The organism is Clostridium sp. C8-1-8, assembly GCF_009928445.1.
Lineage (GTDB): Bacteria > Bacillota > Clostridia > Clostridiales > Clostridiaceae > Clostridium_AR.
In genome coordinates, this window is sequence record NZ_JAABNO010000007.1 from 184,247 (window position 1) to 210,290 (window position 26,044).

The 26,044-nt window shown below is 34.4% G+C and carries 20 protein-coding genes; 18 read left to right on the top strand and 2 right to left on the bottom strand.

Features of this window, described 5'->3' with window-relative positions; translation table 11 throughout:
• Window positions 1-30: 30 nt before the first annotated feature.
• On the bottom strand, window positions 31-882 hold the full coding sequence (locus GXK57_RS09855; protein WP_160675140.1) for a hypothetical protein: 852 nt from the start codon (window positions 880-882) through the stop codon (window positions 31-33).
• Between the two features lie 389 nt (window positions 883-1,271).
• On the opposite strand from GXK57_RS09855, the gene GXK57_RS09860 reads away from it, so the two are divergent.
• The 11 genes from GXK57_RS09860 (at window position 1,272) to ilvC (ending at window position 16,923) form a co-directional block, all read left to right on the top strand.
• Window positions 1,272-1,634 (top strand): metalloregulator ArsR/SmtB family transcription factor, encoded by a 363-nt coding sequence (locus GXK57_RS09860; protein WP_160675143.1) that lies wholly within the window; start codon window positions 1,272-1,274, stop codon window positions 1,632-1,634.
• A 180-nt stretch (window positions 1,635-1,814) separates the two neighbouring features.
• Entirely contained in the window at window positions 1,815-4,145 is a 2,331-nt protein-coding gene (locus GXK57_RS09865) for a heavy metal translocating P-type ATPase (protein WP_160675146.1), read from the top strand.
• 1,001 nt (window positions 4,146-5,146) lie between these two features.
• Window positions 5,147-5,674: an acetolactate synthase small subunit gene (gene ilvN, locus GXK57_RS09870; protein ID WP_160675149.1), complete on the top strand. Its 528-nt coding sequence runs from the start codon at window positions 5,147-5,149 to the stop codon at window positions 5,672-5,674.
• A gap of 294 nt (window positions 5,675-5,968) precedes the next feature.
• A complete protein-coding gene (gene cimA / locus GXK57_RS09875) occupies window positions 5,969-7,561 on the top strand; it encodes a citramalate synthase (protein WP_160675152.1) in 1,593 nt (530 codons plus the stop codon).
• A 12-nt stretch (window positions 7,562-7,573) separates the two neighbouring features.
• Window positions 7,574-8,833 carry a 3-isopropylmalate dehydratase large subunit gene (gene leuC, locus GXK57_RS09880; protein ID WP_160675155.1) on the top strand — a complete coding sequence of 420 codons (1,260 nt, stop codon included), beginning with the start codon at window positions 7,574-7,576 and terminating at the stop codon, window positions 8,831-8,833.
• Window positions 8,834-8,846: 13 nt separating this feature from the next.
• On the top strand, window positions 8,847-9,335 hold the full coding sequence (gene leuD / locus GXK57_RS09885) for a 3-isopropylmalate dehydratase small subunit (protein WP_160675158.1): 489 nt from the start codon (window positions 8,847-8,849) through the stop codon (window positions 9,333-9,335).
• 478 nt (window positions 9,336-9,813) lie between these two features.
• Window positions 9,814-10,893 (top strand): 3-isopropylmalate dehydrogenase, encoded by a 1,080-nt coding sequence (leuB, locus tag GXK57_RS09890; protein ID WP_160675161.1) that lies wholly within the window; start codon window positions 9,814-9,816, stop codon window positions 10,891-10,893.
• Window positions 10,894-11,054: 161 nt separating this feature from the next.
• Window positions 11,055-12,713, top strand: coding sequence for a dihydroxy-acid dehydratase (gene ilvD, locus GXK57_RS09895; protein ID WP_160675164.1), 1,659 nt, complete (start codon window positions 11,055-11,057; stop codon window positions 12,711-12,713).
• Window positions 12,714-12,722: 9 nt separating this feature from the next.
• Complete coding sequence (gene ilvB / locus GXK57_RS09900) at window positions 12,723-14,384, top strand: biosynthetic-type acetolactate synthase large subunit (RefSeq protein WP_160675167.1); 1,662 nt, start codon at window positions 12,723-12,725, stop codon at window positions 14,382-14,384.
• A gap of 11 nt (window positions 14,385-14,395) precedes the next feature.
• Entirely contained in the window at window positions 14,396-15,919 is a 1,524-nt protein-coding gene (locus GXK57_RS09905) for a 2-isopropylmalate synthase (RefSeq protein WP_160675170.1), read from the top strand.
• Window positions 15,920-15,921: 2 nt separating this feature from the next.
• Window positions 15,922-16,923 carry a ketol-acid reductoisomerase gene (ilvC, locus tag GXK57_RS09910; RefSeq protein WP_160675173.1) on the top strand — a complete coding sequence of 334 codons (1,002 nt, stop codon included), beginning with the start codon at window positions 15,922-15,924 and terminating at the stop codon, window positions 16,921-16,923.
• A gap of 346 nt (window positions 16,924-17,269) precedes the next feature.
• Here ilvC and GXK57_RS09915 read toward each other — a convergent pair whose 3' ends face one another.
• A complete protein-coding gene (locus tag GXK57_RS09915) occupies window positions 17,270-17,785 on the bottom strand; it encodes a ferritin (protein ID WP_160675176.1) in 516 nt (171 codons plus the stop codon).
• Between the two features lie 587 nt (window positions 17,786-18,372).
• On the opposite strand from GXK57_RS09915, the gene GXK57_RS09920 reads away from it, so the two are divergent.
• From GXK57_RS09920 to GXK57_RS09950, 7 genes are all read left to right on the top strand, one after another.
• Window positions 18,373-19,008, top strand: coding sequence for a redox-sensing transcriptional repressor Rex (locus GXK57_RS09920; protein WP_160675179.1), 636 nt, complete (start codon window positions 18,373-18,375; stop codon window positions 19,006-19,008).
• A 253-nt stretch (window positions 19,009-19,261) separates the two neighbouring features.
• On the top strand, window positions 19,262-20,044 hold the full coding sequence (locus GXK57_RS09925) for a short-chain-enoyl-CoA hydratase (RefSeq protein WP_160675182.1): 783 nt from the start codon (window positions 19,262-19,264) through the stop codon (window positions 20,042-20,044).
• Window positions 20,045-20,303: 259 nt separating this feature from the next.
• Window positions 20,304-21,443 carry an acyl-CoA dehydrogenase gene (locus tag GXK57_RS09930; RefSeq protein WP_160675185.1) on the top strand — a complete coding sequence of 380 codons (1,140 nt, stop codon included), beginning with the start codon at window positions 20,304-20,306 and terminating at the stop codon, window positions 21,441-21,443.
• A 21-nt stretch (window positions 21,444-21,464) separates the two neighbouring features.
• Window positions 21,465-22,244 (top strand): electron transfer flavoprotein subunit beta/FixA family protein, encoded by a 780-nt coding sequence (locus GXK57_RS09935; protein WP_160675188.1) that lies wholly within the window; start codon window positions 21,465-21,467, stop codon window positions 22,242-22,244.
• Between the two features lie 20 nt (window positions 22,245-22,264).
• Window positions 22,265-23,269, top strand: coding sequence for an electron transfer flavoprotein subunit alpha/FixB family protein (locus GXK57_RS09940; protein WP_160675191.1), 1,005 nt, complete (start codon window positions 22,265-22,267; stop codon window positions 23,267-23,269).
• Window positions 23,270-23,363: 94 nt separating this feature from the next.
• Window positions 23,364-24,212: a 3-hydroxybutyryl-CoA dehydrogenase gene (locus GXK57_RS09945; RefSeq protein ID WP_128211849.1), complete on the top strand. Its 849-nt coding sequence runs from the start codon at window positions 23,364-23,366 to the stop codon at window positions 24,210-24,212.
• 613 nt (window positions 24,213-24,825) lie between these two features.
• Entirely contained in the window at window positions 24,826-25,992 is a 1,167-nt protein-coding gene (locus GXK57_RS09950; RefSeq protein WP_160675194.1) for an iron-containing alcohol dehydrogenase, read from the top strand.
• The last annotated feature ends 52 nt before the right edge of the window (window positions 25,993-26,044 follow it).

Here is a 26,044-nt window from a genome sequence, read left to right on the forward strand (position 1 = left end):
ACAAATTAAATCTTTAATATAATATGATAGTTAACTTAGCTTAAGTTTGGTGTTTATATAAAAACATGAATTAATACAACTTTCAGCAATCATATAATTATTATTGGCAACAGCGCTAAGGTAAGCAAGTCTATAAAACTTATCTGCTTTCTTAGGAATTTTAATAAATCTATAGTAGTGGAAAAGAGAAAAATATATATCAGCCTCGTAGAGCTTATTCTCACAATATCTGTAGTCATAAGTTAAATCTTCAACAATCTCCACATACTCCTTAAGTTTACCTAAATTAGAACCTTCTAGATATATGCTCAGCATATTGCAGCATGCAACAAGTTTTTCTTCGGGATTACTACTAGAGTCAAATAAAAGCTTATGAATTTCTACAGCATTTTTTGAAAAGCCCTTTTCTTTTAATATGTTTGCTTTTAGGGTTAGTAGATTAAATAGATTAATAGTACTTACTCCAAAGTTACTTTCGAAAAATAATATATTATCTAAGGCTTCGTCAAACCTTTTAAGTTTCTTTAACACTAATATATAATTTAATATTAATTTAGACTTTTTGTATGATGATACATAAAGATCATTATTTAATACTTCTAATAAGATTTTATATGCCTCATTATTTCGATTAAGTTTTAAAGCTAATGAGCTTAGACATATTGAAATCTTCGCCTTAATATCATCACTACTATTTGCTCTTAACTTATAAGCTTTTTTGAAGCAATAGTAGGAGTCAGAGATTTTTCCTTTTTCATTAAGTTTATCTCCCAATTTTAAATAGAATGATAAGGGATCATTTTTATCTTCTAGTAAATATAACAACTCTTGATTTTCTATCAAAATCTTCTCAATTTTGCAATCATATAATTTGTAATTCATGCGATATCTTCCTTTAAAATAAATTTAGGTTAGAAAAATACAACATTCTTAAGGTTACCTATAAAATACAGTACAATTACATTTTACCATAAAAATACAAATATTGAAATTATATTTACAAATTGTGTAAAAAATATTAATATATAAGTATCATAATAAGGAGGTTTGTAACATGATAGATCCAATTGGACAATGGGATTAATGGTGATGTGTTAAGAGAGGTTTAAAAATAATTTTTTGAATTATTTTTAAACCTCTTTTTACTGTAAATAAAAATATTTCTCAATTTCATCCTTTTTTATTGACCATTTTTCGCAAAAAGCATATAATGATATTAACATATGAACACTTATTCATATGTTTGTTGGAAAATGATGTGAGGTGATTAAATGATTAATGAAAAAGTTGAAAGTTGTAATTGCACCATTATACATGAAGATGTTATAAGACAAGTTAGTGAAAAGATACCGCAGGAAGAAACCTTATATGACTTGGCGGAACTTTTTAAAATATTTGGAGATAGTACAAGAATTAAGATAATATGTGCACTTTTTGAGGCCGAAATGTGTGTTTGTGATATTGCAGCTTTGCTAAAGATGACTCAGTCAGCAGTATCTCACCAACTTAGAGTATTAAAGACTTCTAGATTGGTTAAGCATAGAAGAGAAGGAAAAGTCATTTATTATTCCCTAGATGATGAACATGTAAAAAATATATTTAATCAAGGTTTAGAACATATAACAGAGGGCTAATTACTGAGAGCTAAGAATTTAGACTTAAAAATTAGGCGCTGTTAATTTATAAAATTTAGTTTTTGAGAACTTTAACAATATAGCTAGACATAGTCAAGACTTAGGAAGATATCAGAGGTTAGAAAATAATAAAAAAGTTATATACAAGAATTAGCACCAGTTTTTTAAGGGGGAAGATAAATGGAACAAATAAAGCTCTATCTAGATGGCCTTGATTGCGCTAACTGTGCAGCTAAAATAGAAGATAAGATAAATAAGTTAGAGGAAATAAAAGAAGCTAACGTTAATTTTGCCAATAGAACCTTAACTATGACAGTGGAGGAACAGTATAAAGAGAGCATCATATCAAAAGTTACAGATATAGTTGTAGCTCAAGAGCCTCATGTTAAGGTAAGAAAGCCTGCTAAGGCGAAAATAAATAGATCAGTAAAATATCATGCTCCCTGTGAGGATGAATGCTGTCAAAATAATAACGACTACCAAGTTAAAGATGGTGAAAATATAAATATCCAATTGAGTCATAAGGAAGCGATACATGAACATGGTCATGCAAATAGTAATGGACACTCACATGTACATGAACATGATCACAGTGAAGAGGGACACCATCATTATGAAGAGGAAGAAGATCACCATGGACATGATCACGAACATGGCGGTGAACTGTCTAAGGCAAGAATAGCAAGGATTGTTGCTGCTATAGTTATATATGCCATAGGTATGATATTTAATTTTGGCTTTTACGGAGAACTAGGGGTATTCTTAGTGAGCTATATTCTTGCTGGTGGAGATGTTTTATTACTAGCTTTTAGAAATATTAAAAAAGGTGAAATATTTGATGAAAATTTCTTGATGGTTATTGCTACTATAGGAGCTTTTGCTATAAAAGAGTTTCCAGAAGCAGCAGCAGTTATGCTGTTTTACCAAATTGGTGAAGCATTCCAAGACATGGCTGTTGATAGATCAAGAAAGTCTATACAAGGACTTATGGATATAAGACCAGATTACGCTAACTTAAAGATAGCTTCTGGTGAAACAAAGGTTGACCCAGAGAGCGTAGAAGTTGGAAATATTATAATTGTAAAGGCAGGAGAAAGAATTCCTTTAGATGGAGTAGTATTAAAGGGTGAAGCATCTATAGATACCTCTGCTCTTACAGGCGAGTCAATACCTAGAGAAGTAAGATCCGGTGATGAGGTACTGTCTGGAGCCATTAATAAAAATGGTTTGTTAGAGGTTAAGGTAACCAAAGACTTTGGCCAATCAACAGTAGCTAAAATATTAGACCTTGTTGAAAATGCAGGAAATAAGAAAGCACCAACAGAAAAATTCATAACTAAGTTTGCTAGGTACTATACACCAGCAGTAGTATTTGCTGCTTTAGCACTTGCTTTTATACCTCCAATTATAATGAGTGATCATAATTTCTCTCATTGGATATATAAAGCACTTACTTTTTTAGTTGTTTCTTGTCCTTGTGCCCTTGTTATATCTATTCCTTTAACTTTCTTTGGAGGAATTGGAGCGGCATCAAGACAAGGTATTCTAATAAAGGGAGGCAATTACCTAGAAGTGCTTAACAGAGTTAAGACAGTGGTATTTGATAAAACTGGAACCTTGACAAAAGGTGTGTTTAAAGTTTCGAATTTAGATAATAAAAATGGTTTTACAAAAGAGCAATTGATAGAGTATGCAGCTTATGCTGAATTTTATTCTAACCACCCTATAGCTACTTCAATAGTTAAGGAATATGGTAAGGCTATAGATAAGAACAAGATAGATTCCTTTGAAGAGGTCTCTGGAAGAGGAATAAAAATTAATTTTAATGGACAAGAGGTTTTAGCGGGAAATATAAGACTAATGGAGGATAACTCCATTAAAGCTGAAAAACCTAGTGAAGCTGGAACTTTAGTACATGTTGCTATAGACAAGAAGTATGCTGGCTTTGTATTGATTGCTGATGAAATAAAAGATGACTCAAAACAAGCTATAGAAAGCTTAAGAAGAAATGGCATTGAAGATATAGTAATGCTTACTGGTGACAATAAAAAGGTTGCTGAAGCAGTTGCTGAAAAGCTTGGTATAAAGAAGGTATTCTCAGAGCTTCTACCAGCAGATAAGGTGGAAAAGCTTGAACAGATATTTAGTAAAAAGCAAGAAAAGGATGCAGTGGTCTTTGTAGGCGATGGAATAAATGATGCACCGGTTCTAGCAAGAGCAGATATTGGAATAGCAATGGGAGGAGTTGGTTCAGATGCTGCAATAGAAGCAGCAGATGTAGTTATAATGACCGATGAACCTTCTAAAATATCAACTGGTATAAATATAGCAAAGAGAACAAGTGTAATAGTTTGGCAGAATATAGTTTTTGCCTTAGGTGTAAAACTTCTTATCATGGCTCTTGCAGCAGTAGGATATGCTACTATGTGGGAAGCTGTGTTTGGAGATGTAGGAGTTGCACTTATTGCAGTTTTAAATTCTATGAGAATTTTAAAGGTTAGAAAAAATTAACTGTTTTGCTTTTTAAAAACTATATAATTATAAAAATAGCAATATAATATATTTAAAAATATTATATTGCTATTTAATTTTTAAATGTATTGACATATTACCACATCATCAATAAAATCATAATTAACAATTAGTTCAAAATAAAAATTGATAATATGCCCGTTAAAAATAAATGCGTTGACGGAGACAGTCATTTAGTTCTTAAAAGCCACAGAGAGTCGAGGTTAGGTGAGAATCGATGTTTTTTCTAAGTGACAATCACTCTTGAGCAGAAACCTGAAAGCAATGGCGCGAGTAAGGAAATTCCGGTAAGCCCCGTTATAGGCAAGGGTTTGATTGAACCTGGTGATATTTTTTTATAAGGCGGAGATGATAACATATCCCACTTTAAATGATTTATATCATTGGAGTGGGATTTTTTTATTCTTTATTCCTCTCTTAGATACCTCACCTACGTTCAAAGGCATAGAAACTACTTAAATTACTTACTTAAAGTTCATCTGAAATTTTTCTATTAAAGCTACTAAAGTATAGATATACTGAAGAGTTCCAATTTCAACTATCAATTTATATATGCTTGATGATTTTAAAAAATGGATATTGTCAAAGGCGCATATATTAAGCCCCATAATAAAGCATTATATGTCTAATATAATTTAAAAGTTTTATTAGTATTTGGCATACATAAAAATAACATAACAGCATCAACTAAAGTCTAATTGGCACATAACATAAAATTTTTTATTCTTTAGGAAATTATTTTTTTGATAAAGCTGTGCATAACTATGTACATATGGCTTAAATGTATATATTGGATTAAAGAATAAAAAAAGAGAAATTATGTCGCCTGCCAAATTTTCCTCATATGCATTCGGAAAGGCAGATGCGCAAAAAAACTCACTAAAGAAAGTCGCTTTAGCAAGTTTTTTATAAATTTTTACTGTAAAAAAATTAAATATATTAATTTATATTGAATAATAACCATATAATGGGAGGTTGCGATGGAAAGACATGTATTATCTGTTTTAGTGAAAAACTCATCAGGTGTACTTAGCAGAGTATCAGGGTTGTTTATGAGAAGAGGCTTTAATATCGACAGTTTATCAGTTGGTAGGACTGAGAATCCAGAACTAGCTAGAATTACTATAACATTGATGGGAGGGGATGAAGCTTTAGATCAATTTATTAAGCAATTAAATAAACTTCAAGAAGTAATTAAGGTGATCAAGCTTACACCTGAGAATTCAGTAGTAAGAGAGTTGGTTCTAATCAAGGTAAAAGCCGATGCTACCGAAAGAGCTGCTATAAATGATGTTGCAAAGATCTTTAGATGCAAAGTTGTAGATCTTGATAAAGAATGCTTAACTCTAGAGCTCACTGGAGATGATAGCAAGGTATCTGCTCTTATAAAGCTTATGGAAGAATATGGGGTTAAGGAGATTGTAAGAACTGGACTTGCTGCAATTGAAAGGGGAAGTAAGGAAATAAGCTCTTATGGGGACTACTTTGAGGAAGAGTATGTAGGATAGGAAAAATTAATATTTACAACAGTTAGTTATTATATTTCACTAGGTTTGTATAAGTTCGAAGGTGCTATGCAGATTTATATGTCGGAAAATTCCATTAATATAGAATTTTCAGCGAAATAATCCTTTAAAGCTAAGGGTTAAAGATAAAAGCAATAAGTGATTTGAAAAGGGGCTTGGATATAGTAAGAATCATCATATACAGATAAACTAGTTAATTCACTATTATTCTAATAAGAATTTCTATGTGAAATAGTTTATCTATAGAATAGCAATAGCATTAGAAGGGGTGATTAATTGAATAGGAAAATCTATATTTTAGATTCTACCTTAAGAGATGGGGCTCAAGGACAAGGAATTTCGTTTTCCTTAGAAGATAAGATTAAGATATGTAAGTCTTTAGATAAGTTGGGGATAGATTATATAGAAGCTGGCAATCCTGGATCAAATCCTAAGGATATGGAATTGTTCAAATCTATGAAAAATATTACCCTAAACCATGCTAAGCTTGTAGCTTTTGGAAGCACTAGAAGGATGGGGACTAAGGTTGAAGAAGACAAGAACCTTAAAGACCTCTTAGAGGCTGGGGTAGATACGGTAGTACTATTTGGTAAGTCTTGGGACTTTCAAGTAACAGATATACTAAGGGCTACTTTAGAAGAGAACTTATCTATGATATATGAATCAGTAAAGTTTTTGGTGGATAAGGGAAAGACGGTGATATTTGATGCAGAACATTTCTTTGATGGATATAAGAATAACGAAGGGTACGCCTTAAAGACTATAAAGACTGCCAAGGAAGCTGGCGCTGAAGTTGTGGTACTGTGCGATACCAATGGGGGAACTTTACCTCTAGAAATAATTAAAATTGTAAGTAAGACTCATGAAATATTAGGGGATAGTTTAGGTATACATTGTCACAATGATGTGGGAATGGCTGTAGCCAATTCAGTGACAGCGGTTGAAGGCGGAGTAAACCATATACAGGGAACTTTTATCGGTATAGGAGAAAGGTGTGGCAATGCAAATCTATCTACAATATTACCAACTCTAATATGTAAGTATAATTATGAACTTGAAGCAAGCAAAAATTTAGATAAATTAACCAAGATCTCAAGATACATTTCTGAAATATCCAATATAACTTTAACTGATGATACACCATATGTAGGAGCCTCAGCTTTTGCTCATAAGGGAGGTATGCATATTGATGCTGTATCAAAGGACCCTAAATCTTATGAGCATATAAAACCTGAACTTGTAGGAAATAAAAGAAGATTTTTAGTATCTGAAGTTAGTGGAAAGAGCACTATTTGGAAAGAAGTTCAAAAGATTTTTCCAACTATAAAGAAAGATAGTGAAGAAGTAAAATTAATAACTAATAAGCTAAAGGAATTAGAATTTGAAGGGTATCAGTTTGAGGGAGCAGAGGGAACTGTGGAGCTGGTAATGAGAAAGATAATAGGTAAGTATGAACCTTTCTTCAATTTAAATCATTTTAAGATTATAGGTGAGCAGCCATCTTTAAAAGGGACTTTTAGCTCTACGGCCTTGATCAATATAACCGTAGATGGGAAGACAGAAATTACTGCTGCAGAAGGGGATGGACCAGTAAATGCCTTAGATAAATCCTTGAGAAAAGCACTAGAAGTATTTTACCCTCAACTTAGAAGTGTAAGGCTTGTTGACTATAAGGTTAGAGTTTTAGATTCGGAAAGCAACACTGGGGCTAAGGTTAGAGTTCTTATAGAATCTACAGATGGAGTAGAGAAATGGAGCAATGTTGGAGTGTCTAAGGATATCATCGAAGCTAGTTGGATAGCTTTGGTGGATTCAATTGAATATAAGCTGATTAAAGATATAGAAAGAAAAGTAAGAACTTATTTTTAGGAGGAATTTAAAATGGGGATGACAATGACTCAAAAAATATTAGCAAGCCATGCAGGACTTGATTATGTGAAAGCAGGACAACTTATACAAGCAAAGCTTGACCTAGTTTTAGGTAATGATATAACTTCACCTGTGGCTATAAAGGAATTTAAAAAGCTTGGAGATTTAGAAGTTTTTGATAAAGAAAAAGTTGCAATAGTACCAGATCACTTTACTCCAAACAAAGATATAAAAGCAGCAGAGCAATGTAAATTTATAAGAGAATTTGCTCAGGATAAGGAGTTAACAAACTTCTTTGATATTGGTGAGATGGGAATAGAGCATGTTTTGATACCTGAAAAGGGATTGGTTGTAGCTGGAGATGTGGTTATAGGAGCTGACTCACATACTTGTACCTATGGGGCCTTAGGTGCATTTTCCACAGGAATAGGTTCTACTGATATGGCAGCTGGTATGGCTACTGGCAATTGCTGGTTTAAGGTGCCTTCAGCCTTAAAGTTTGTATTGAAGAATAAACCTGCTAAGTGGATAAGCGGTAAGGATATAATCCTTCATATCATAGGACTTATAGGTGTAGATGGAGCATTGTACAAATCCATGGAGTTTACTGGAGATGGTTTGAAATATCTTTCTATGGATAGCAGATTTACCATGGCCAATATGGCAATAGAAGCTGGAGCTAAGAACTGTATATTCCCAGTAGATGAAAAAACTGTTGAATATATTCAAGAGCATTCAACTAGGGAGTATAAGGTTTATGAACCAGATGCAGATGCTGAATATGATGAGGTTTATGAAATAGATTTAGCTTCTTTAAGACCAACAGTAGCCTTCCCTCATTTACCTGAAAATACTAAGACTGTAGATGAAACAGGAGAAGTTAAGATAAACCAAGTGGTTATAGGATCTTGTACAAATGGAAGATTAGAGGATCTCAGAGTAGCAGCTTCTATCTTAAGAGGTAAAAAGGTTGCTAAGTACGTTAGAACTATAGTATTTCCTGGAACTCAAAAAATTTATCTTCAAGCCATGGAAGAAGGCTTATTGAAAGATTTTATTGAAGCAGGAGCAATTGTGTCTACTCCAACTTGCGGACCTTGTCTTGGTGGTCATATGGGAATACTAGCAGCAGGTGAAAGAGCAGTATCTACTACAAATAGAAACTTTGTTGGAAGAATGGGACATGTAGAGTCAGAGGTCTATCTAGCAAGTCCAGCAGTGGCAGCAGCTTCAGCACTTACTGGAGTTATAACTGACCCAGAATTAGTTTAGGAGGAATAGGCATATGAAAGCAAAAGGAAGAGTTTTTAAATATGGAGACAATGTGGATACAGATGTAATAATACCAGCAAGATACCTAAATACTTCAGACTTTAAAGAGCTTGCAGCTCACTGCATGGAAGACATAGATTTAGAATTCGTAAATAAGGTGGAACCTGGAGATATAATAGTTGCAAACAAAAATTTCGGCTGTGGTTCTTCTAGAGAGCATGCACCTATAGCAATAAGAGAAAGCGGAGTAAGCTGTGTTATAGCTTCTACCTTTGCAAGAATTTTTTATAGAAATGCTATTAACATAGGTCTTCCAATATTAGAATGTGAAGAAGCAGTAGCAGGTATTGATGCAGAGGATGAGGTTGAAATAGATTTTAATAATGGGGTAATAAAAAATCTTACCAAACAAGAAGAATATAAAGCTGAACCTTTTCCAGAGTTCATGCAAGAAATCATAAGAAATAAGGGACTTATAGGTTATATAAATAATAATAAGTAGTTTAAATGATATTGGGTAAAATTAAGCTTCTCTAAAAATATAAGATAGCTGAAAGTGGCTTAAATACTATAAATTCTTAAGAATTTAAGAATTTAACAATATAACAATATAACAATATAACAAATTAAGAAGTTAAGAAGTTAAGAAGTTAAGAAGTTAAGAATATATAAGTTTAAGAAGCGAAGAAGTTGAAATTAAGTGGTCATTCATCCGATGCTTAAATGAGCTTACGCTAATATTTCGCTCATAGAGCATATCTTTAATAACCACTTAATTTTAATAATACTCTTAGCGAAGCTTAAACATAGTCTAAAATTTAAAAAAGATAAGTTATAGAAGATAACATTTGCCTTTTTTAAGTATGAAAAATAAAAGCTCTGTGAAAGTACTGGGGCTTAAGCACCGGAGAAATATGATAGGCAGAGTAGTAAATAGTAAGCATTATAGCATTTAAGTGTAATAAAAGGGGGATATAAAGTTGACATATAAAGTTGCAGTTATAAAAGGTGATGGAATAGGACCGGAGGTTGTAGACGAGGCTTTAAAGGTTCTAGAGGTAATTGGGGAAAAGTATAATCATAAATTTGAATATAAATTCTTGCTTGCAGGAGGTTGTGCCATGGATGAGAAAGGCACACCACTGCCTGAGGAAACCTTGGAGGAGTGTAAGAAAAGTGATGCAGTACTTCTTGGAGCAGTTGGAGGGCCTAAGTGGGATGATCCAAGTGCTAAACAAAGACCAGAACAAGCTCTTTTAGGACTTAGAGGGGGTCTTGGACTTTATTGCAATTTAAGACCAGCGTTGCTTTATGCACCGCTAAGAGCGGCATCACCACTTAAAGACGAAGTTATTGGAGATGGCATAGATTTTTCTGTGGTAAGAGAACTTACTGGAGGAATTTATTTTGGGGATAGAGGAAGATTTGAAGAGAACAATGAGCAGTATGCTTATGATACTGAAAAATACTCGGTAACCGAGATAAGAAGAATTGTTAAAACTGCTTTTGATATAGCAGTTAAGAGAAATAAAATCTTAACTAGCGTTGACAAGGCTAACATCTTGGAAAGCTCAAGACTTTGGAGATCCGTGGTAGAAGAAGTAGCCAAAGACTATCCAGAAGTTAAAGTCAATCATATGTATGTAGATAATGCGGCTATGCAGATAGTCAGAAACCCAAGACAGTTTGATGTTATAGTAACTAGCAACATGTTTGGGGACATACTGTCGGATGAAGCTTCTATGATAACAGGTTCAATCGGAATGCTACCTTCAGCTAGTATAGGAGAGAATAATAGAGGAATGTATGAACCAATTCATGGAAGTGCCCCTGATATAGCTGGTATGGGACTAGCTAATCCCTTAGCAACCATACTTTCTGTAGCTATGATGCTCAAATTCAGCTTCAATCTTCAAGAAGAAGCTGAAGCCATTGAAAAGGCTGTATTAAGAGTGTTAGAAGCTGGTTATAGAACTGGTGACATATTCAGTGAAGGTATGAAAAAGGTTGGAACAAAAGAAATGGGCAGCTTAGTAATTGAGGAGTTAAAAAATAATTAGTCAATTATCTATATTTTTCAATTTAATACAAAAATACAAAGTTTGATATTTATCAAACTGTGGTGAACGCTATGTATTTGTATGATTTTATTAATATATACTCATAAGATTTATCTTTAAAGGTTTATATATATCTAAATTGTAGGTAAGGAGAAGGAAGAATGAGAAGTGATTTAGTTAAAAAGGGAGTAGAAAGAACTCCACATAGATCTTTGTTTAAGGCAGCAGGCTTTACCGATGAGGAGCTTGATAGACCGCTGATAGGAATAGTTACTTCACATAATGAGATAATACCAGGTCATACTCATCTGGATAAAGTAGTAGAAGCAGTAAAAAAAGGAGTTCTTCTTGCAGGGGGAACACCTATAGAGTTTCCTGTTATAGGAGTATGTGATGGTATTGCTATGGGGCATATAGGAATGAATTACTCCTTAGCTTCCAGAGAGCTTATAGCTGATTCCATAGAGTGTATGACTAATGCTCATGGCTTTGATGGTTTAGTGCTTGTTCCAAACTGCGACAAGATCGTACCTGGGGTGATAATGGGAGCTTTAAGACTAAATATTCCTTCTATAGTAGTTAGCGGAGGACCAATGCTTGCAGGAAAGTTCAAAGGCAAGGATGTTAGTCTTTCCACTGTATTTGAAGCTGTTGGAGCCTATAATAACGGAACTATGAGTACTTGTGATCTAAAGGAGTTAGAGGAGAAGGCTTGCCCTACTTGTGGTTCTTGTTCAGGTATGTATACAGCCAACTCAATGAATTGCTTGACTGAAGTTTTAGGCTTGGCTCTACCAGGTAATGGAACAATTCCAGCAGTTTATTCAGAAAGAATAAGACTAGCAAAACAAGCAGGTATGAAGATTTTGGATCTAGTTAAAGCTGACTTGAAACCTAGAGACATTGTAAATGAAAGAAGTATAAGAAATGCGCTTACTGTTGATATGGCTCTAGGATGCTCTACCAATAGCGTGCTTCATCTGGCGGCTATAGCAAATGAGGCTAAGGTAGAGTTTGATTTAGATAAGGTAAATGAAATAAGCAGTGTAACACCTAACTTATGTAAGTTAGCTCCAGCTGGTGGCCATCATATTGAGGATCTATATTGGGCTGGAGGCATAAAAGCTGTTATGAAGGAACTTGCAAAGCTTAACCTTCTAGACATAACTTGTGTAACTGCCAGCGGCTTAAATCAAGGGCAGATAGTTGAAGCAGCCTTAGAAACTGATCATACTGTTGTAAAGTCCGTAGAGGAACCTTATAGCAAAACTGGTGGTATAGCAGTATTAAGAGGTAACTTAGCAGTTGATGGAGCAGTGGTTAAAAGATCTGCAGTACTAAAAGAGATGATGGTTCACCAAGGTCCTGCAAGGGTGTTTGATTCAGAAGAAGATACTATAAAAGCAATAATGGCTGGGGACATAAATGAAGGTGATGTAGTTGTTATAAGATATGAAGGTCCTAAGGGTGGCCCTGGAATGAGAGAAATGCTTTCACCAACTTCAGCACTGGCTGGTATGGGATTAGATAAGAGTGTTGCTTTGATTACAGACGGAAGATTCTCAGGAGCAACTCGCGGCGCTGCTATAGGACATGTGTCACCAGAAGCCTATGAAGGTGGGCTTATAGCTTTAGTTGAAGAAGGGGACTTAATATCAATAGATATACCTAATGGAAAGCTAGAACTTAAGGTAAGTGATGAAGTATTAAGCTTTAGAAAAGAGAATTGGACTTTACCAGAACCAAAAATAAAAGAAGGCTATCTCAGTCGCTATGCGAGACTAGTAAGCTCTGCTAGTACTGGGGCAGTATTAAGATAGGAGGATCCCATGAAATTAAACGGCTCAGAGATATTAATTAATACTTTAATAGATGAAGGGGTAGAAATAATTTTCGGCTATCCTGGCGGAGCTGTACTTAATATATATGATGCTATCTATAAAAATGAACATAGGATAAAGCATGTGCTTACCTGTCATGAACAAGGTGCAGCTCATGCTGCCGATGGATATGCAAGAGCTACGGGAAAGGTAGGAGTATGTCTTGCTACCTCAGGGCCAGGCGCTACTAATTTAGTAACTGGTATAGCTACAGCATATATGGACTCAGTGCCGATGGTAGCAATAACAGGTAATGTTACTACTCCTCTTTTAGGTAAGGATAGCTTTCAAGAAGTAGATATAGTAGGTATTACAATGCCTATAACCAAACATAACTTTATAGTTAGGGAGGTTGGTGAACTTCAAGAAACCATAAGAAAAGCTTTCTATATTGCCAAAGAAGGAAGACCAGGGCCTGTTCTTGTGGATATACCTAAGGACATTACTGCAAAGCTTTCTGAGTATGAAAGTAAAATGCCAATGGAAATAAAAAAAGACTGTAGATTTGTCACTGAAAAAGCTTTAGCTAACTTAGCTCAGTTTATAAATAATGCTGAAAGACCTTTGATCTTTGCAGGTGGTGGAGTAATAAGCTCAGGAGCTACGGAGTTACTTAAGGAGCTTGCCTTAAAGATAAATGCACCAGTAGCTACTTCTTTGATGGCTATGGGAGCATTTCCAGGGCAACATGAACTTTATACAGGTATGATGGGCATGCACGGAACAAAGGCTTCAAACCTTCTAGCAACAAAGGCAGATCTTATAATAGCTATAGGGACAAGATTCTCAGATAGAGTAGTAGCCAATAGAGAACATGTTAAGAATGCAAAGATAGTTCAGATAGATATAGACCCAGCAGAATTAGATAAGAATATTAAGACCGATGCCAATATAGTAGGGGATGTAAAATATACCCTTGAAAGACTTATGAATCTCATAAAAGAGAAGCGAAATGATAGCTGGTTAGAACTTATGAGGGAATACAAGGCTTTAAAGTCTTATAAAGAAGATCCTGATAGTGTTACTCCAGAGTTATTGTTTAACAGTTTATATAAAAGCTTTGGAGAGGATTTAGTCATGACTACGGAGGTAGGCCAGCATCAGATGTGGGCGGCACTTCACTATACCTTCTCAAAGCCTAGAACTTTACTAACCTCAGGTGGACTTGGAACCATGGGGTATGGCCTTGGAGCATCTATAGGAGCTAAGCTTGGCAAGCCTGAAAGTAAGGTTGTTAATATAGCTGGAGATGGAAGCTTTTCCATGAATGCTATAGAGCTTGCTACAGCAGTAAGCAACAAGGTTCCAGTGGTTGTAATAATTTTAAACAATGGGTGTCTTGGTATGGTAAGGCAATGGCAGAACTTCTTCTATGAAAGCAGATATTCCTATACAACGCTAAATAGAGGTACTGACTATGTTAAGCTAGCTGAAGCTTATGGAGCTAGAGGTTATAGAGTAACTGAGCCCGGTCAGATTGATGAAGTTTTAGAAGAGGCCTTTAACTCAGAGGTTCCTGTGGTAATAGATTATGTGATAAACATGGATAAAAAGGTGTTTCCTATGGTTGCACCAGGAGCTCCGATAGATGAAATAATCACAGAAAATTAGGAGGTGAAGTATTGAGGCGAATAAAGATTTTTGACACTACCCTTAGAGATGGAGAACAAACACCAGGAGTTAATCTTAACTTGAAGGAAAAGCTTGTTATAGCAAGAAACTTAGAAGCTTTAGGTGTTGACATTATAGAAGCAGGATTTCCTATGGCGTCTATTGGTGACTTTGAAAGTGTAGCCTCCATAGCTAATACTATTAAAGATTCTACTGTTGCTGCTCTTGCTAGGGCTACTAAAGGAGATATAGACAGGGCTTATGAAGCAGTAAAACTTGCCGAAAGTCCAAGGATACACACTTTTATTGCTACTTCTCCTATACATCTAAAATACAAGCTCAATATGACAGAGGATCAGGTTCTAGAAAGAGCAGTAGAAATGGTTAGATATGCTTCAAGTCTTTGTTCTGATATAGAGTTTTCAGCTGAAGATGCTTACAGAAGTGATTCGGATTATTTAATAAGACTATTCACAGAAGTAATTAAGGCTGGAGCAAAGGTCATAAATATACCAGATACTGTTGGCTATGCTCTTCCAAATGATTATGGCAGTTTCATTAGAAACATAATAGACAAGGTGGAGGGAATAGAAAAGGTAGATGTGTCAGTTCATTGTCATGATGATCTTGGAATGGCCGTAGCAAACTCTTTAAGTGGTGTTATGAATGGAGCGACTCAAGTAGAGTGCGCAATAAATGGTCTTGGAGAAAGGGCTGGTAATGCCTCCTTAGAAGAGATAGTTATGGCTATTGAGACCAGAAAGAACTATTTAGGCATGACTACTGGTATTAAGACTAATGGTCTATGGAGAAGCAGTAAGATAGTATCTTCTTTAACTGGAGTGATGGTTCAGCCTAATAAGGCAATAGTTGGGGAAAATGCTTTTGCTCATGAATCGGGTATACATCAAGATGGGGTGCTTAAGGAAAAGTCAACCTATGAGATAATCACACCAGAATCTATAGGAAAAGTACAGAATAATAATATAGTGCTTGGAAAGCATTCTGGAAAACATGCCTTTTCCAGTTATCTAAAAGAAAATGGAATAGATATGGATGAAGAGGCTGTAAAGGTTGCTTTTGATAAATTTAAAAAGTTAACAGATAGAAAGAAGAATATAAACTGGAAGGATATAGAGGCTATTGTAAATAATAATGCCAATGTAACAGAAGAAACCTATAAGCTTATTTCCTTCCAAACACTTGGTGGAAATAGAAGTATACCAACTACCACCGTAGAGATTGAGTTTAATGGTGAAATCTTAAGAGAAAGTTCTGTTGGGGATGGAACAGTTGCTTCAGCATTTAAAGCAGTAGAAAGGGCTATTAATATTCCTATAAAGCTTAAAGACTATAATATACAGTCAGTAAGTGATGGAGAGGACGCACTAGGAGAAGTTACAGTAAAGATTGAAGAAGGTAACAACATATTTGTTGGAAAAGCTCTTTCTGGGGATGTAATAGAAGCTAGTATAAATGCATTAATCAATGCTGTAAATAAAATGATAGAAAAAATAGAAAAGGATGGGGAATAATTATGGTAAAAATGTATTACGAAAAAGATGGAGATCTATCACTATTGAAAAATAAGAAGGTAGCAGTAATAGGCTATGGAAGTCAGGGACATGCACATGCATTAAATTTACACGAAAGTGGAGTAGATGTAACTGTAGGGCTATACAACGGAAGTAAATCTGTTGAAAAAGCACAAGCTGCAGGACTTAAGGTAGCATCAGTTAAGGAAGCTACAGAGCAATGCGACATAATAATGATATTAGTGCCTGATGAAAAACAAGCTAAATTATATAAGGAAGAGATTGAACCAGCATTGACTGAAGGCAAGGCCTTAGTTTTTGCTCACGGCTTTAATATACACTATGGACAGATCGTACCTCCTGCCTATGTTGATGTATTCATGGTAGCACCAAAAGGGCCAGGGCATATGGTACGAAGAACTTATACTGAAGGCTCAGGTGTGCCATGCCTTATAGCAGTACAACAAGATTATTCAGGAAGGGCAAAAGACTATGCCTTGGCTTACACTATAGGTATTGGTGGAGCAAGAGCAGGAGTTCTTGAAACTACCTTTAAGGATGAAACTGAAACAGATTTGTTTGGAGAGCAAGCTGTACTTTGTGGTGGGGTAACAGAGCTTATAAAAGCTGGCTTTGACACTTTGGTTGAAGCAGGATACTCTCCAGAGAATGCTTACTTTGAATGTCTACATGAAATGAAGCTAATAGTAGACTTGATGTATCAAGGTGGTATGAGTACCATGAGATACTCTATAAGTGATACAGCTGAGTATGGTGACTATGTGACTGGAACAAAGATAGTTACTGAGGACACTAGAAAAGCAATGAAGGCAGTATTAAAGGATATACAAGATGGAACCTTTGCAAGAAACTGGCTTGTAGAAAATGCTGTGAATAGACCTTACTTTAACGCTAAGAGAAGAATGGAAAAAGAACATCCAATAGAAAAGGTTGGAAAAGAGTTAAGAGCTATGATGAGCTGGATAAATACTGATCTAGACTAGTTTTGTAGGTTACCATAAATTACTACGGAGTTTATTTGACAAAAAAACAAAAAAAACTACAAATCGTGTTGACATTGAGGCCATAATTAAATATAATGGTCTTCGTTGAGAATACTTTCAGGCATAAGGGAGTAGCAGACAGCATTTAATGTTGTTTCAAAATCAACATACTGATGCTTTTCATCTGGCTTTGTATTAATTTGTGAGACTTATGTATAACGAGGGTTGCGTTATACATAAGTCTCATTTTCTTTTGGTTAAAATACACTAATCTATATACATTGGAAAATGAATATGACAAAAAATTCGCTGAAGAAAGTCGCTTCAGCGAATTTTATTACATTCTCTATGCATTTGCAGAACCAGGAGCTAAATAGACTCTTTGAGCCAGCTCGTCATCTAATAGATAAAGTGCAGCAGGGTTTGTATCAGCTCTTCTAGCCTTCTTTATTATTCTGTTGAAATTATCTTCTTCCTCAACTTGCTCGTCAACAAACCACTTTAGTAGAGATATTGTGGCATGTTCTTTTTCCTCGCTTGCAAGGTTTGCTAATTCATAGATTCTTTTAGTAACTTCTTGCTCGTGTTCATAGCCTTTTTCTAAAACATCTACCATGTTCTTAAATTTTAGCTGAGGTTTATCTATGGATTCTAAAGATACATCACCATTCTTTTGGTATACATAATCAAAAAATTTCATGGCATGAAAAATTTCTTCTTGAGCTTGAACTCTAAAGAAGTTTGCAAATCCATCTAGGTCTTGTGAATGCGCGTAGGCAGCCATAGCTAAATAAGAATAAGATGAATAGAATTCGTAGTTTATTTGGTCATTTAAAGCTTTTATCAAAGATTCGCTGAGCATTGTTATCCTCCTTTTATACATTTGTAAATTTAAGAAGTTAGAAAAAATAAGAAAACATTTTTTAATGCTTATTTCTCTGGTATTGATTTGAATATCATATAACTATTATTAGTACCTTATTTACCTTTGATTAGATCTGTACGTATTAAAGCTTTAAAATTTTACTATTATTCCTTTAATTAAAGCTTGTAAAATAAGCATTGATTATATTAATATATTTTTACAAATATATATAAATATAAATTGAAAATTATAGTAGCTTTACATTTGTAAAGTATCTTATTTATACTTATAAAGTATTATCATAAATGACAAATATAATTCTCATTTTAAACAATTTTATCAAAAACAATACTAATATATAGATAAGTTTAGATTAATTGTGGTAATATATATAAGGAAAAGAGTACTATAGTGGATTTATACTTTTTAGAATTTATAATTTTTTAATCTGTGAATGATTTTGATATAACGGTTATTTTATTGGCCTGCCAGGTATTCTTCAAAGGGGCTGAAGGGCAGATGCGGAAAAAATCACTAATGAAGAGTGCATTAGAGATTTGTTAATTTAAGAAGAGGTGACAGACATGGAAAAGAAAAAAAATATATCTATGGCAGTTATAAAAAGACTACCTAAATATCATAGATATCTATTAGAATTATTAAAAAATGATGTTGATAGAATTTCATCAAAAGAATTAAGTGAAAAGATAGGTTTTACAGCATCGCAAATAAGACAAGATTTAAATTGCTTCGGTGACTTTGGACAGCAGGGGTATGGATATAACGTAAGAGATCTATACAATCAAATAATAGCTATATTAGGGCTTCAGAGAGAGTATAAAAGCATAATAGTTGGTGCTGGTAACATAGGTCAGGCACTAGCAAATTATACTCAGTTTGAGAAACTTGGTTTCAATTTGCTTGGTATGTTTGATGCTAACCCAAGACTTACTGGAATTAGAATAAAGGATATAGAGATAAAAGATGTAGATAGCATGAAAGGTTTCTTAGACGAAAATCATATAGATATTGCTATAATCTGTGTTCCTGACAACAGTGCTCAAAAGGTTTGTGATGAGCTTGTAGCAAATGGTGTAAAAGGAATATGGAACTTTGCTCCTGTAGATCTAGTAGCACCTAAAGATGTAATTGTGGAAAATGTACATCTTAGTGAAAGCTTACTAACATTAGCATATTTAATAAACGAATCTCAGAATTAAATAATAAATGAAATAGTGGCTTAAAAATTGTTAAAAAAGACACAAAATATATTGCAAAGTTATTCGCAAACAAGTATAATCATAATTGAAGTTGAAAGACTTCAATTATTTTTTGCTAGTGATTGTTATAATATTAACAAGCTTCAAAAATATTTAACATAATATGACAGAGTTTTTATTGTAATATAAGATATATGAAAATAAAACTTATATGCTTTGTTAAGAATATAACTACTTTAAGGAGGCCATAACAATGGAATTAAAAAATGTTATCCTTGAAAAAGAGGGAAATATTGCTGTTGTAACAATAAACAGACCAAAGGCTTTAAATGCACTTAACTCAGAAACATTAAAGGATATAGACACAGTGGTAGCAGAACTTGAAAATGATAAAGAAGTTTATGCTGTTATATTAACAGGTGCTGGAGAAAAGGCATTTGTTGCAGGTGCTGATATATCTGAAATGAAAGACTTAAATGAAGAGCAAGGTAGAGAATTCGGAGCTTTAGGAAATAAAGTTTTCAGAAGATTAGAAGTGTTGGACAAACCAGTTATTGCAGCTATTTCAGGTTTTGCACTAGGTGGAGGCTGTGAATTAGCAATGGCTTGTGATATAAGAATCGCTTCTGAGAAGGCAAGATTTGCTCAACCAGAAAGTGGCCTTGGAATAACTCCTGGCTTTGGTGGAACACAAAGACTTCCTAGATTAGTTGGACTTGGTAAAGCAAAAGAATTAATATACACTGGAGATATGGTTAATGCTGCAGAAGCATTAAGAATTGGTTTAGTTAATAAAGTTGTACCTCTAGAAAGCTTAATGGATGAAGCTAAGGCTTTAGCTAAAAAGATAGCTGCAAATGCTCCAATAGCAGTTAAGCTATGTAAGGATGCTATAGATAGAGGAATGCAAGTAGGTATAGATGAAGCTATAGTAATAGAAGCAGAAGACTTTGGTAAGTGCTTTGCTACTGAAGATCAAAAAGAAGGAATGTCTGCTTTTGTTGAAAAAAGAGAAAAGAACTTCAAGAATCAATAATTAACAAAAATATTACTTTTAATTAAATTAAGTTTAATTTATACTAAATTAAAATATATTAGTAAATACTAGGCGGAGTACAAAAGTTTTTCTCCGTGGACAATAAATATAAGCAGAACTGTTAACTCAGTTCTGCTCAAAGTAAAAATAGTAGTAAGCGCAGCAATTAATTAATTGTTACGTGCAGAATAAAAATGCAGGAGGCAGAACAATTAATAATTGTTCTGTGCAGAATAAAATAGCAGGAGGGAATAAATAAATGGATTTCCAATTAACAAGAGAACAAGAATTAGTAAGACAAATGGTTAGAGACTTCGCTGAAAATGAAGTTAGACCAATAGCAGGTGAAATTGACGAAACTGAAGAATTCCCAATGGAAAATGTAAAGAAAATGGCATCACTTGGCATACTAGGAATTCCTTTCGATAAGAAATATGAAGGTGCTGGCGGAGATGTTTTATCATACATCATAGCTGTTGAAGAATTATCAAAGATTTGTGGTACTCACGGTGTTATAGTATCAGCTCATACTTCACTTTGTGGTTCAGTAGTAAATGAATTTGGTACTGAAGCTCAAAAACAAAAATATCTTCCAGACTTAGCTAGCGGAAGAAAACTAGGTGCTTTTGGTTTAACTGAACCAGGTGCTGGTACAGATGCTGCTGGTCAACAAACAACTGCAGTATTAGATGGAGATAACTACATCCTTAACGGATCTAAGATATTCATAACAAATGGTGGAGTTGCTGAAACTTTCATAATATTTGCTATGACAGATAAGAGCAAGGGAACAAAAGGAATAACAGCTTTCATAGTTGAAAAGAGCTTCCCAGGTTTCTCAATAGGTAAAGTTGAAAACAAGATGGGTATCAGAGCTTCATCAACAACTGAACTTATAATGCAAAACTGTATAGTTCCAAAGGAAAATATGCTTGGACAAGAAGGTAAGGGATTTGGTATAGCTATGAAGACTCTTGATGGAGGAAGAATAGGTATAGCTGCTCAAGCTTTAGGTCTTGCTGGTGGTGCATTAGAAGAAGCTAAGAAGTATATGTTAGAAAGAAAGCAATTTGGAAAACCACTTTCTGCTTTCCAAGGTCTACAATGGTATATAGCTGAAATGGATGTTAAGGTTGAAGCTGCTAGATACTTAGTATACAGAGCTGCATGGCTTAAGCAAAATAAGCTTCCTTACACATTAGATGCTGCAAGAGCTAAATTATTTGCTGCTGATGTAGCTATGGAAGTAACTACTAAGGCTGTTCAAATATTCGGTGGATACGGATATACTAAGGAATACCCAGTAGAAAGATTAATGAGAGATGCTAAGATAACTGAAATCTACGAAGGAACTTCAGAAGTTCAAAAGATGGTTATTTCAGGAAACATTTTAAAATAGTTTTAGGGAGGACAGAAAAAGATGAAAATAGTAGTTTGTTTAAAGCAAGTACCAGATACTACAGCTGTTAGAATAGATCCAAAGACTGGAACTCTTATAAGAGAAGGTGTTCCTTCAATAATAAACCCAGAAGATAAGCATGCTTTAGAAGCAGCTTTAAGAATAAAGGACCAAAAAGGAGCTCACATAACTGTTGTAAGTATGGGACCTCCACAAGCTCAAGTAGCTTTAAGAGAAGCATTATGCATGGGTGCTGATGAAGCTATATTAATAACTGATAGAGCATTTGCTGGAGCTGATACTCTTGCAACTTCAAATGCTATAGCAGGTGCTATAAGAAAGTTAGAATACGATATAATATTCGCTGGAAGACAGGCTATCGATGGAGATACTGCACAAGTTGGTCCAGAAATAGCAGAACATTTAAATATACCTCAAGTAACTTATGTTCAAGATGTTACTGTAGAAGAAGATGGTCTTTTAGTTAACAGAGCATTAGAAGATGGATATGAATTAATAAAGGTTCAAGCTCCAGTTCTTTTAACTGCAATTAAGGAATTAAACGAGCCAAGATATATGAATGTAGGTTTAATCTTCGGAACTGCTGGTAAGGAAATTAAAATATGGTCAGCAGACGATATAGATGTAGATAAGAGCTTATTAGGACTTAAAGGTTCACCAACAAAGGTTAAGAAATCAATGACTAAGGAAACTAAGGGTGCTGGAGAGTTAGTTGATTTACCAGCTGGTGAAGCAGCAGATTACGTATTAAGAAAATTAATTGAGAAACACTACATCTAAGATTTGGGAGGTAAAATATTATGAATATAGCAGATTATAAAGGCGTATGGGTATTCGCTGAACAAAGAAACGGCGAACTTCAAAAAGTTTCATTAGAACTTTTAGGAGAAGGAAGAAAGATTGCTGACAAGCTAGGAGTTAAGCTAACAGCTTTATTAATAGGTAACAACGTTAAAGGATTATCTGATAAGCTAGGCGTTCATGGAGCTGACGAAGTTTTAGTAGTTGAACATGAATTATTAGAAAACTACACAACTGATGGATACACTAAGGTTATCTGTGATCTTGCTACAGAAAGAAAGCCAGAAATACTATTCATAGGTGCAACATTCATAGGAAGAGACTTAGGTCCTAGAATAGCAGCTAGACTTTCAACTGGTTTAACAGCTGACTGTACATCACTTGATATAGATGAAGAAGGAAAATACCTTCTTGCTACAAGACCAGCTTTCGGTGGTAACTTAATGGCTACTATAGCTTGTGCTGACCACAGACCACAAATGGCTACAGTAAGACCAGGAGTATTCTCAAAGGTTGATAGCGAAAATAAGGCTGTAGTTGAAGAAATTAAGGTTAACTTAACTGATGCTGATGTAAGAACTAAGGTTGTTAAGGTTGTTAAGGAAGCTAAGGATATAGTTGATATAAGTGAAGCTAATATCATAGTTTCAGGTGGTAGAGGAGTTGGAAACAAAGAAAACTTCGCACTTCTTAAGGAATTAGCAGATGCTCTAGGTGGAACAGTTGCTGGTTCAAGAGCTGCTACTGAAGCTGGATGGCTAGAAGCTGCTTACCAAGTAGGTCAAACTGGTAAGACTGTTAAGCCAACAATATATATAGCTTGTGGTATATCAGGAGCTATCCAACATACAGCTGGTATGCAAGATTCTGATATGATCATAGCAATAAATAAGGATGCAACTGCACCTATTATGAAGATGGCTGACTATGCTATAGTTGGAGACTTAAACAAAGTTATTCCAGAACTTATTGCAAAAGCTAAGGCTAGAAAAGAAGAAGCATAATTTTTATAAAACTGATTAATCATAAGTTTGATATAAATACAAAGTCCTACCTTCTAAGGTAGGACTAAATATGTAAATTTTAGGAGGTATACCCATGGAAAAGATATTTGTTCTTGGTGCTGGTACAATGGGAGCTGGTATAGTTCAAGCTTTCGCTCAAAAAGGATATGAAGTTATAGTTAGAGATATAAAAGAAGAGTTTGTTGACAAAGGAATTGCAGGAATCAACAAAGGTTTAAGCAAACTTGTTGCTAAAGGAAAGATGACTGAAGAAGTTAAAGAAGAAATTCTTTCAAGAATATCAGGAACAACTGATATGAACTTAGCTGCTGACTGTGATCTAGTAATCGAAGCTGCTGTAGAAAATATGGCAATAAAGAAGCAAATATTCGCTGAATTACATAACATATGTAAGCCAGAAACAATATTAGCTTCAAACACTTCATCATTATCAATAACTGAAGTTGCTGCTGCAACTGGCAGACCTGACAAAGTTATAGGTATGCATTTCTTCAATCCAGCTCCAGTAATGAAGCTTGTTGAAGTTATCAGAGGAATGGCTACATCACAAGAAACTTTTGATGCAGTTAAAGAAGTTTCATTAGCTATAGGTAAGGAACCAGTAGAAGTTGCAGAAGCTCCTGGTTTTGTAGTTAACAGAATACTTATACCAATGATCAACGAAGCTGTAGGTATACTTGCAGAAGGAATAGCTTCAGCTGAAGATATAGATAAGTCAATGATGCTTGGAGCAAATCACCCAATGGGACCTCTAGCTTTAGGAGATCTTATAGGCTTAGACGTTTGCTTAGCTATAATGGACGTTCTTTACAATGAAACTGGAGATACTAAGTACAGAGCTCATAGCTTACTAAGAAAGTATGTTAGAGCTGGCTGGTTAGGAAGAAAGTCAGGTAGAGGCTTCCACAACTACGCAAAATAATAAATTCTTGATGAATTTTTAAACACAACCATTTTAGGTTGTGTTTTTTTCTTTATGTAAAGTTTATTTTCTGGGAAATAAGAATAAATAATTTTGATTAGGAAGCTATATTTTGAGGCTACAGATTGAAGCAGTATAACTTTATAAACTTTATCCATAGTCTTTACTTAAATTTTGAACTTACATAAATAAATATTGCAGTATTTACTAATAATATCCTAAGGGAAGCTAGAGATTTAATCTACAAAAATTAATGAGTAAGATCTTATAGGGAGCCTTTATGAAAACTTAATTTATACTTGTTATAAAATCCCGGCTTCTGAGGATTTTGTGGCATTTATAAATTAATAGTTGAAGTTGGTTCCTTATGTCAAAACATTATTTAGACTTTACTTTATAGTTAGAATATTCTTCATAGCGATAATCTATGAATAGGAACTTTAAAAATCGGCTATGTTTAAGAATATTGTTGAAATTAAGTGGTTATGAAGGAGATGCTATATGCTCAAGCTTATCTAAGCATCGGAGGACTGATAACTTAATTTAAAGGTGCTACTTTAACAGAGTCTAAAAATTAAATTGATTTTTAAATAATATCAGGAGGCATTTGTTTATGAATAGATTTACTTTACCTAGGGATATATATTATGGAAAAGGCTCTATGGAGCAATTGAAAAATGTAGAGGGGAAGAAGGCTGTTGTAGTAACAGGGGGAAGTTCTATGAGGAAGTCTGGTTTCTTAGATAGGGCAGTAGACTATCTAAAGGAAGCTAATATAGAAGTTAACCTAATTGAAGGTGTTGAGCCAGATCCTTCAGTAGAAACTGTAATGAATGGATCTAAGCAGATGCTTCAATATGGGCCGGATCTTATAGTAGCTATGGGAGGAGGCTCAGCAATAGACGCTGCAAAAGCCATGTGGATCTTTTATGAGTATCCAGAGGAAAGCTTTGAAAACATAAAAAAGCCTTTTTCTATACCTGAGCTAAGAAACAAAGCAAGGTTTATTGCTATTCCATCAACCTCTGGAACAGCTACAGAAGTAACTGCTTTTTCAGTAATAACTGATTATAACACAAAAATAAAGTATCCCTTAGCGGATTTTGATATAACTCCAGATATAGCTATTGTGGACTCAGAGCTGGCAGAGTCTATGCCTCCTAAGCTTACTGCACATACAGGAATGGATGCTATGACCCATGGCATAGAAGCCTATGTGGCAACTCAGCATACTTGTTTTACAGACCCTCTTGCATTGCAGGCTATCCATATGGTAAGAGATAATCTATTAAAGTCCTATCAAGGTGATATGGTATGTAGAGAAAACATGCATTATGCTCAGTGCTTAGCTGGTATGGCATTTAGCAATGCCTTGCTTGGAATAACGCATAGTATGGCACACAAGACTGGGGCAGTGTTTAATATTCCACATGGCTGTGCAAATGCAATATACCTTCCATATGTTATTGATTTTAATAAGAAAGCTTGCATGGATAGATATGCAGACATAAGCAGAAGATTAAAGCTTGAAGGAAATAGTGATGAAGAGTTAGTTGAGTCCTTAAGAGAACTTATACGATATATGAACGAAAAGTTAGGAATACCAAATACCTTAAAGGAATATGGAGTGAAGGAAGATCTCTTTAATGAAAAGCTAAAAGAAATATCAGCCAATGCCATAGAAGATGCCTGCACTTTATCAAATCCTAGAAAGATAACTAAGGAAGAAATGGAGAAATTATTTATCTGTAGTTATCATGGTACAAAAGTATTTATATAAAGCTTTTTTCGCTGGCTAGAAAAGTATAAATATTTACTAGTTAAACATAGTA

Coding starts and splice junctions, on each gene's coding strand:
- GXK57_RS09855 (WP_160675140.1), bottom strand. CDS start 882: ATGAATTACAAATTATATGATTGCAAAATTGAGAAGATTTTGATAGAA.
- GXK57_RS09860 (WP_160675143.1), top strand. CDS start 1,272: ATGATTAATGAAAAAGTTGAAAGTTGTAATTGCACCATTATACATGAA.
- GXK57_RS09865 (WP_160675146.1), top strand. CDS start 1,815: ATGGAACAAATAAAGCTCTATCTAGATGGCCTTGATTGCGCTAACTGT.
- ilvN (WP_160675149.1), top strand. CDS start 5,147: ATGGAAAGACATGTATTATCTGTTTTAGTGAAAAACTCATCAGGTGTA.
- leuC (WP_160675155.1), top strand. CDS start 7,574: ATGGGGATGACAATGACTCAAAAAATATTAGCAAGCCATGCAGGACTT.
- leuD (WP_160675158.1), top strand. CDS start 8,847: ATGAAAGCAAAAGGAAGAGTTTTTAAATATGGAGACAATGTGGATACA.
- ilvD (WP_160675164.1), top strand. CDS start 11,055: ATGAGAAGTGATTTAGTTAAAAAGGGAGTAGAAAGAACTCCACATAGA.
- ilvB (WP_160675167.1), top strand. CDS start 12,723: ATGAAATTAAACGGCTCAGAGATATTAATTAATACTTTAATAGATGAA.
- ilvC (WP_160675173.1), top strand. CDS start 15,922: ATGGTAAAAATGTATTACGAAAAAGATGGAGATCTATCACTATTGAAA.
- GXK57_RS09915 (WP_160675176.1), bottom strand. CDS start 17,785: ATGCTCAGCGAATCTTTGATAAAAGCTTTAAATGACCAAATAAACTAC.
- GXK57_RS09920 (WP_160675179.1), top strand. CDS start 18,373: ATGGAAAAGAAAAAAAATATATCTATGGCAGTTATAAAAAGACTACCT.
- GXK57_RS09925 (WP_160675182.1), top strand. CDS start 19,262: ATGGAATTAAAAAATGTTATCCTTGAAAAAGAGGGAAATATTGCTGTT.
- GXK57_RS09930 (WP_160675185.1), top strand. CDS start 20,304: ATGGATTTCCAATTAACAAGAGAACAAGAATTAGTAAGACAAATGGTT.
- GXK57_RS09935 (WP_160675188.1), top strand. CDS start 21,465: ATGAAAATAGTAGTTTGTTTAAAGCAAGTACCAGATACTACAGCTGTT.
- GXK57_RS09940 (WP_160675191.1), top strand. CDS start 22,265: ATGAATATAGCAGATTATAAAGGCGTATGGGTATTCGCTGAACAAAGA.
- GXK57_RS09945 (WP_128211849.1), top strand. CDS start 23,364: ATGGAAAAGATATTTGTTCTTGGTGCTGGTACAATGGGAGCTGGTATA.
- GXK57_RS09950 (WP_160675194.1), top strand. CDS start 24,826: ATGAATAGATTTACTTTACCTAGGGATATATATTATGGAAAAGGCTCT.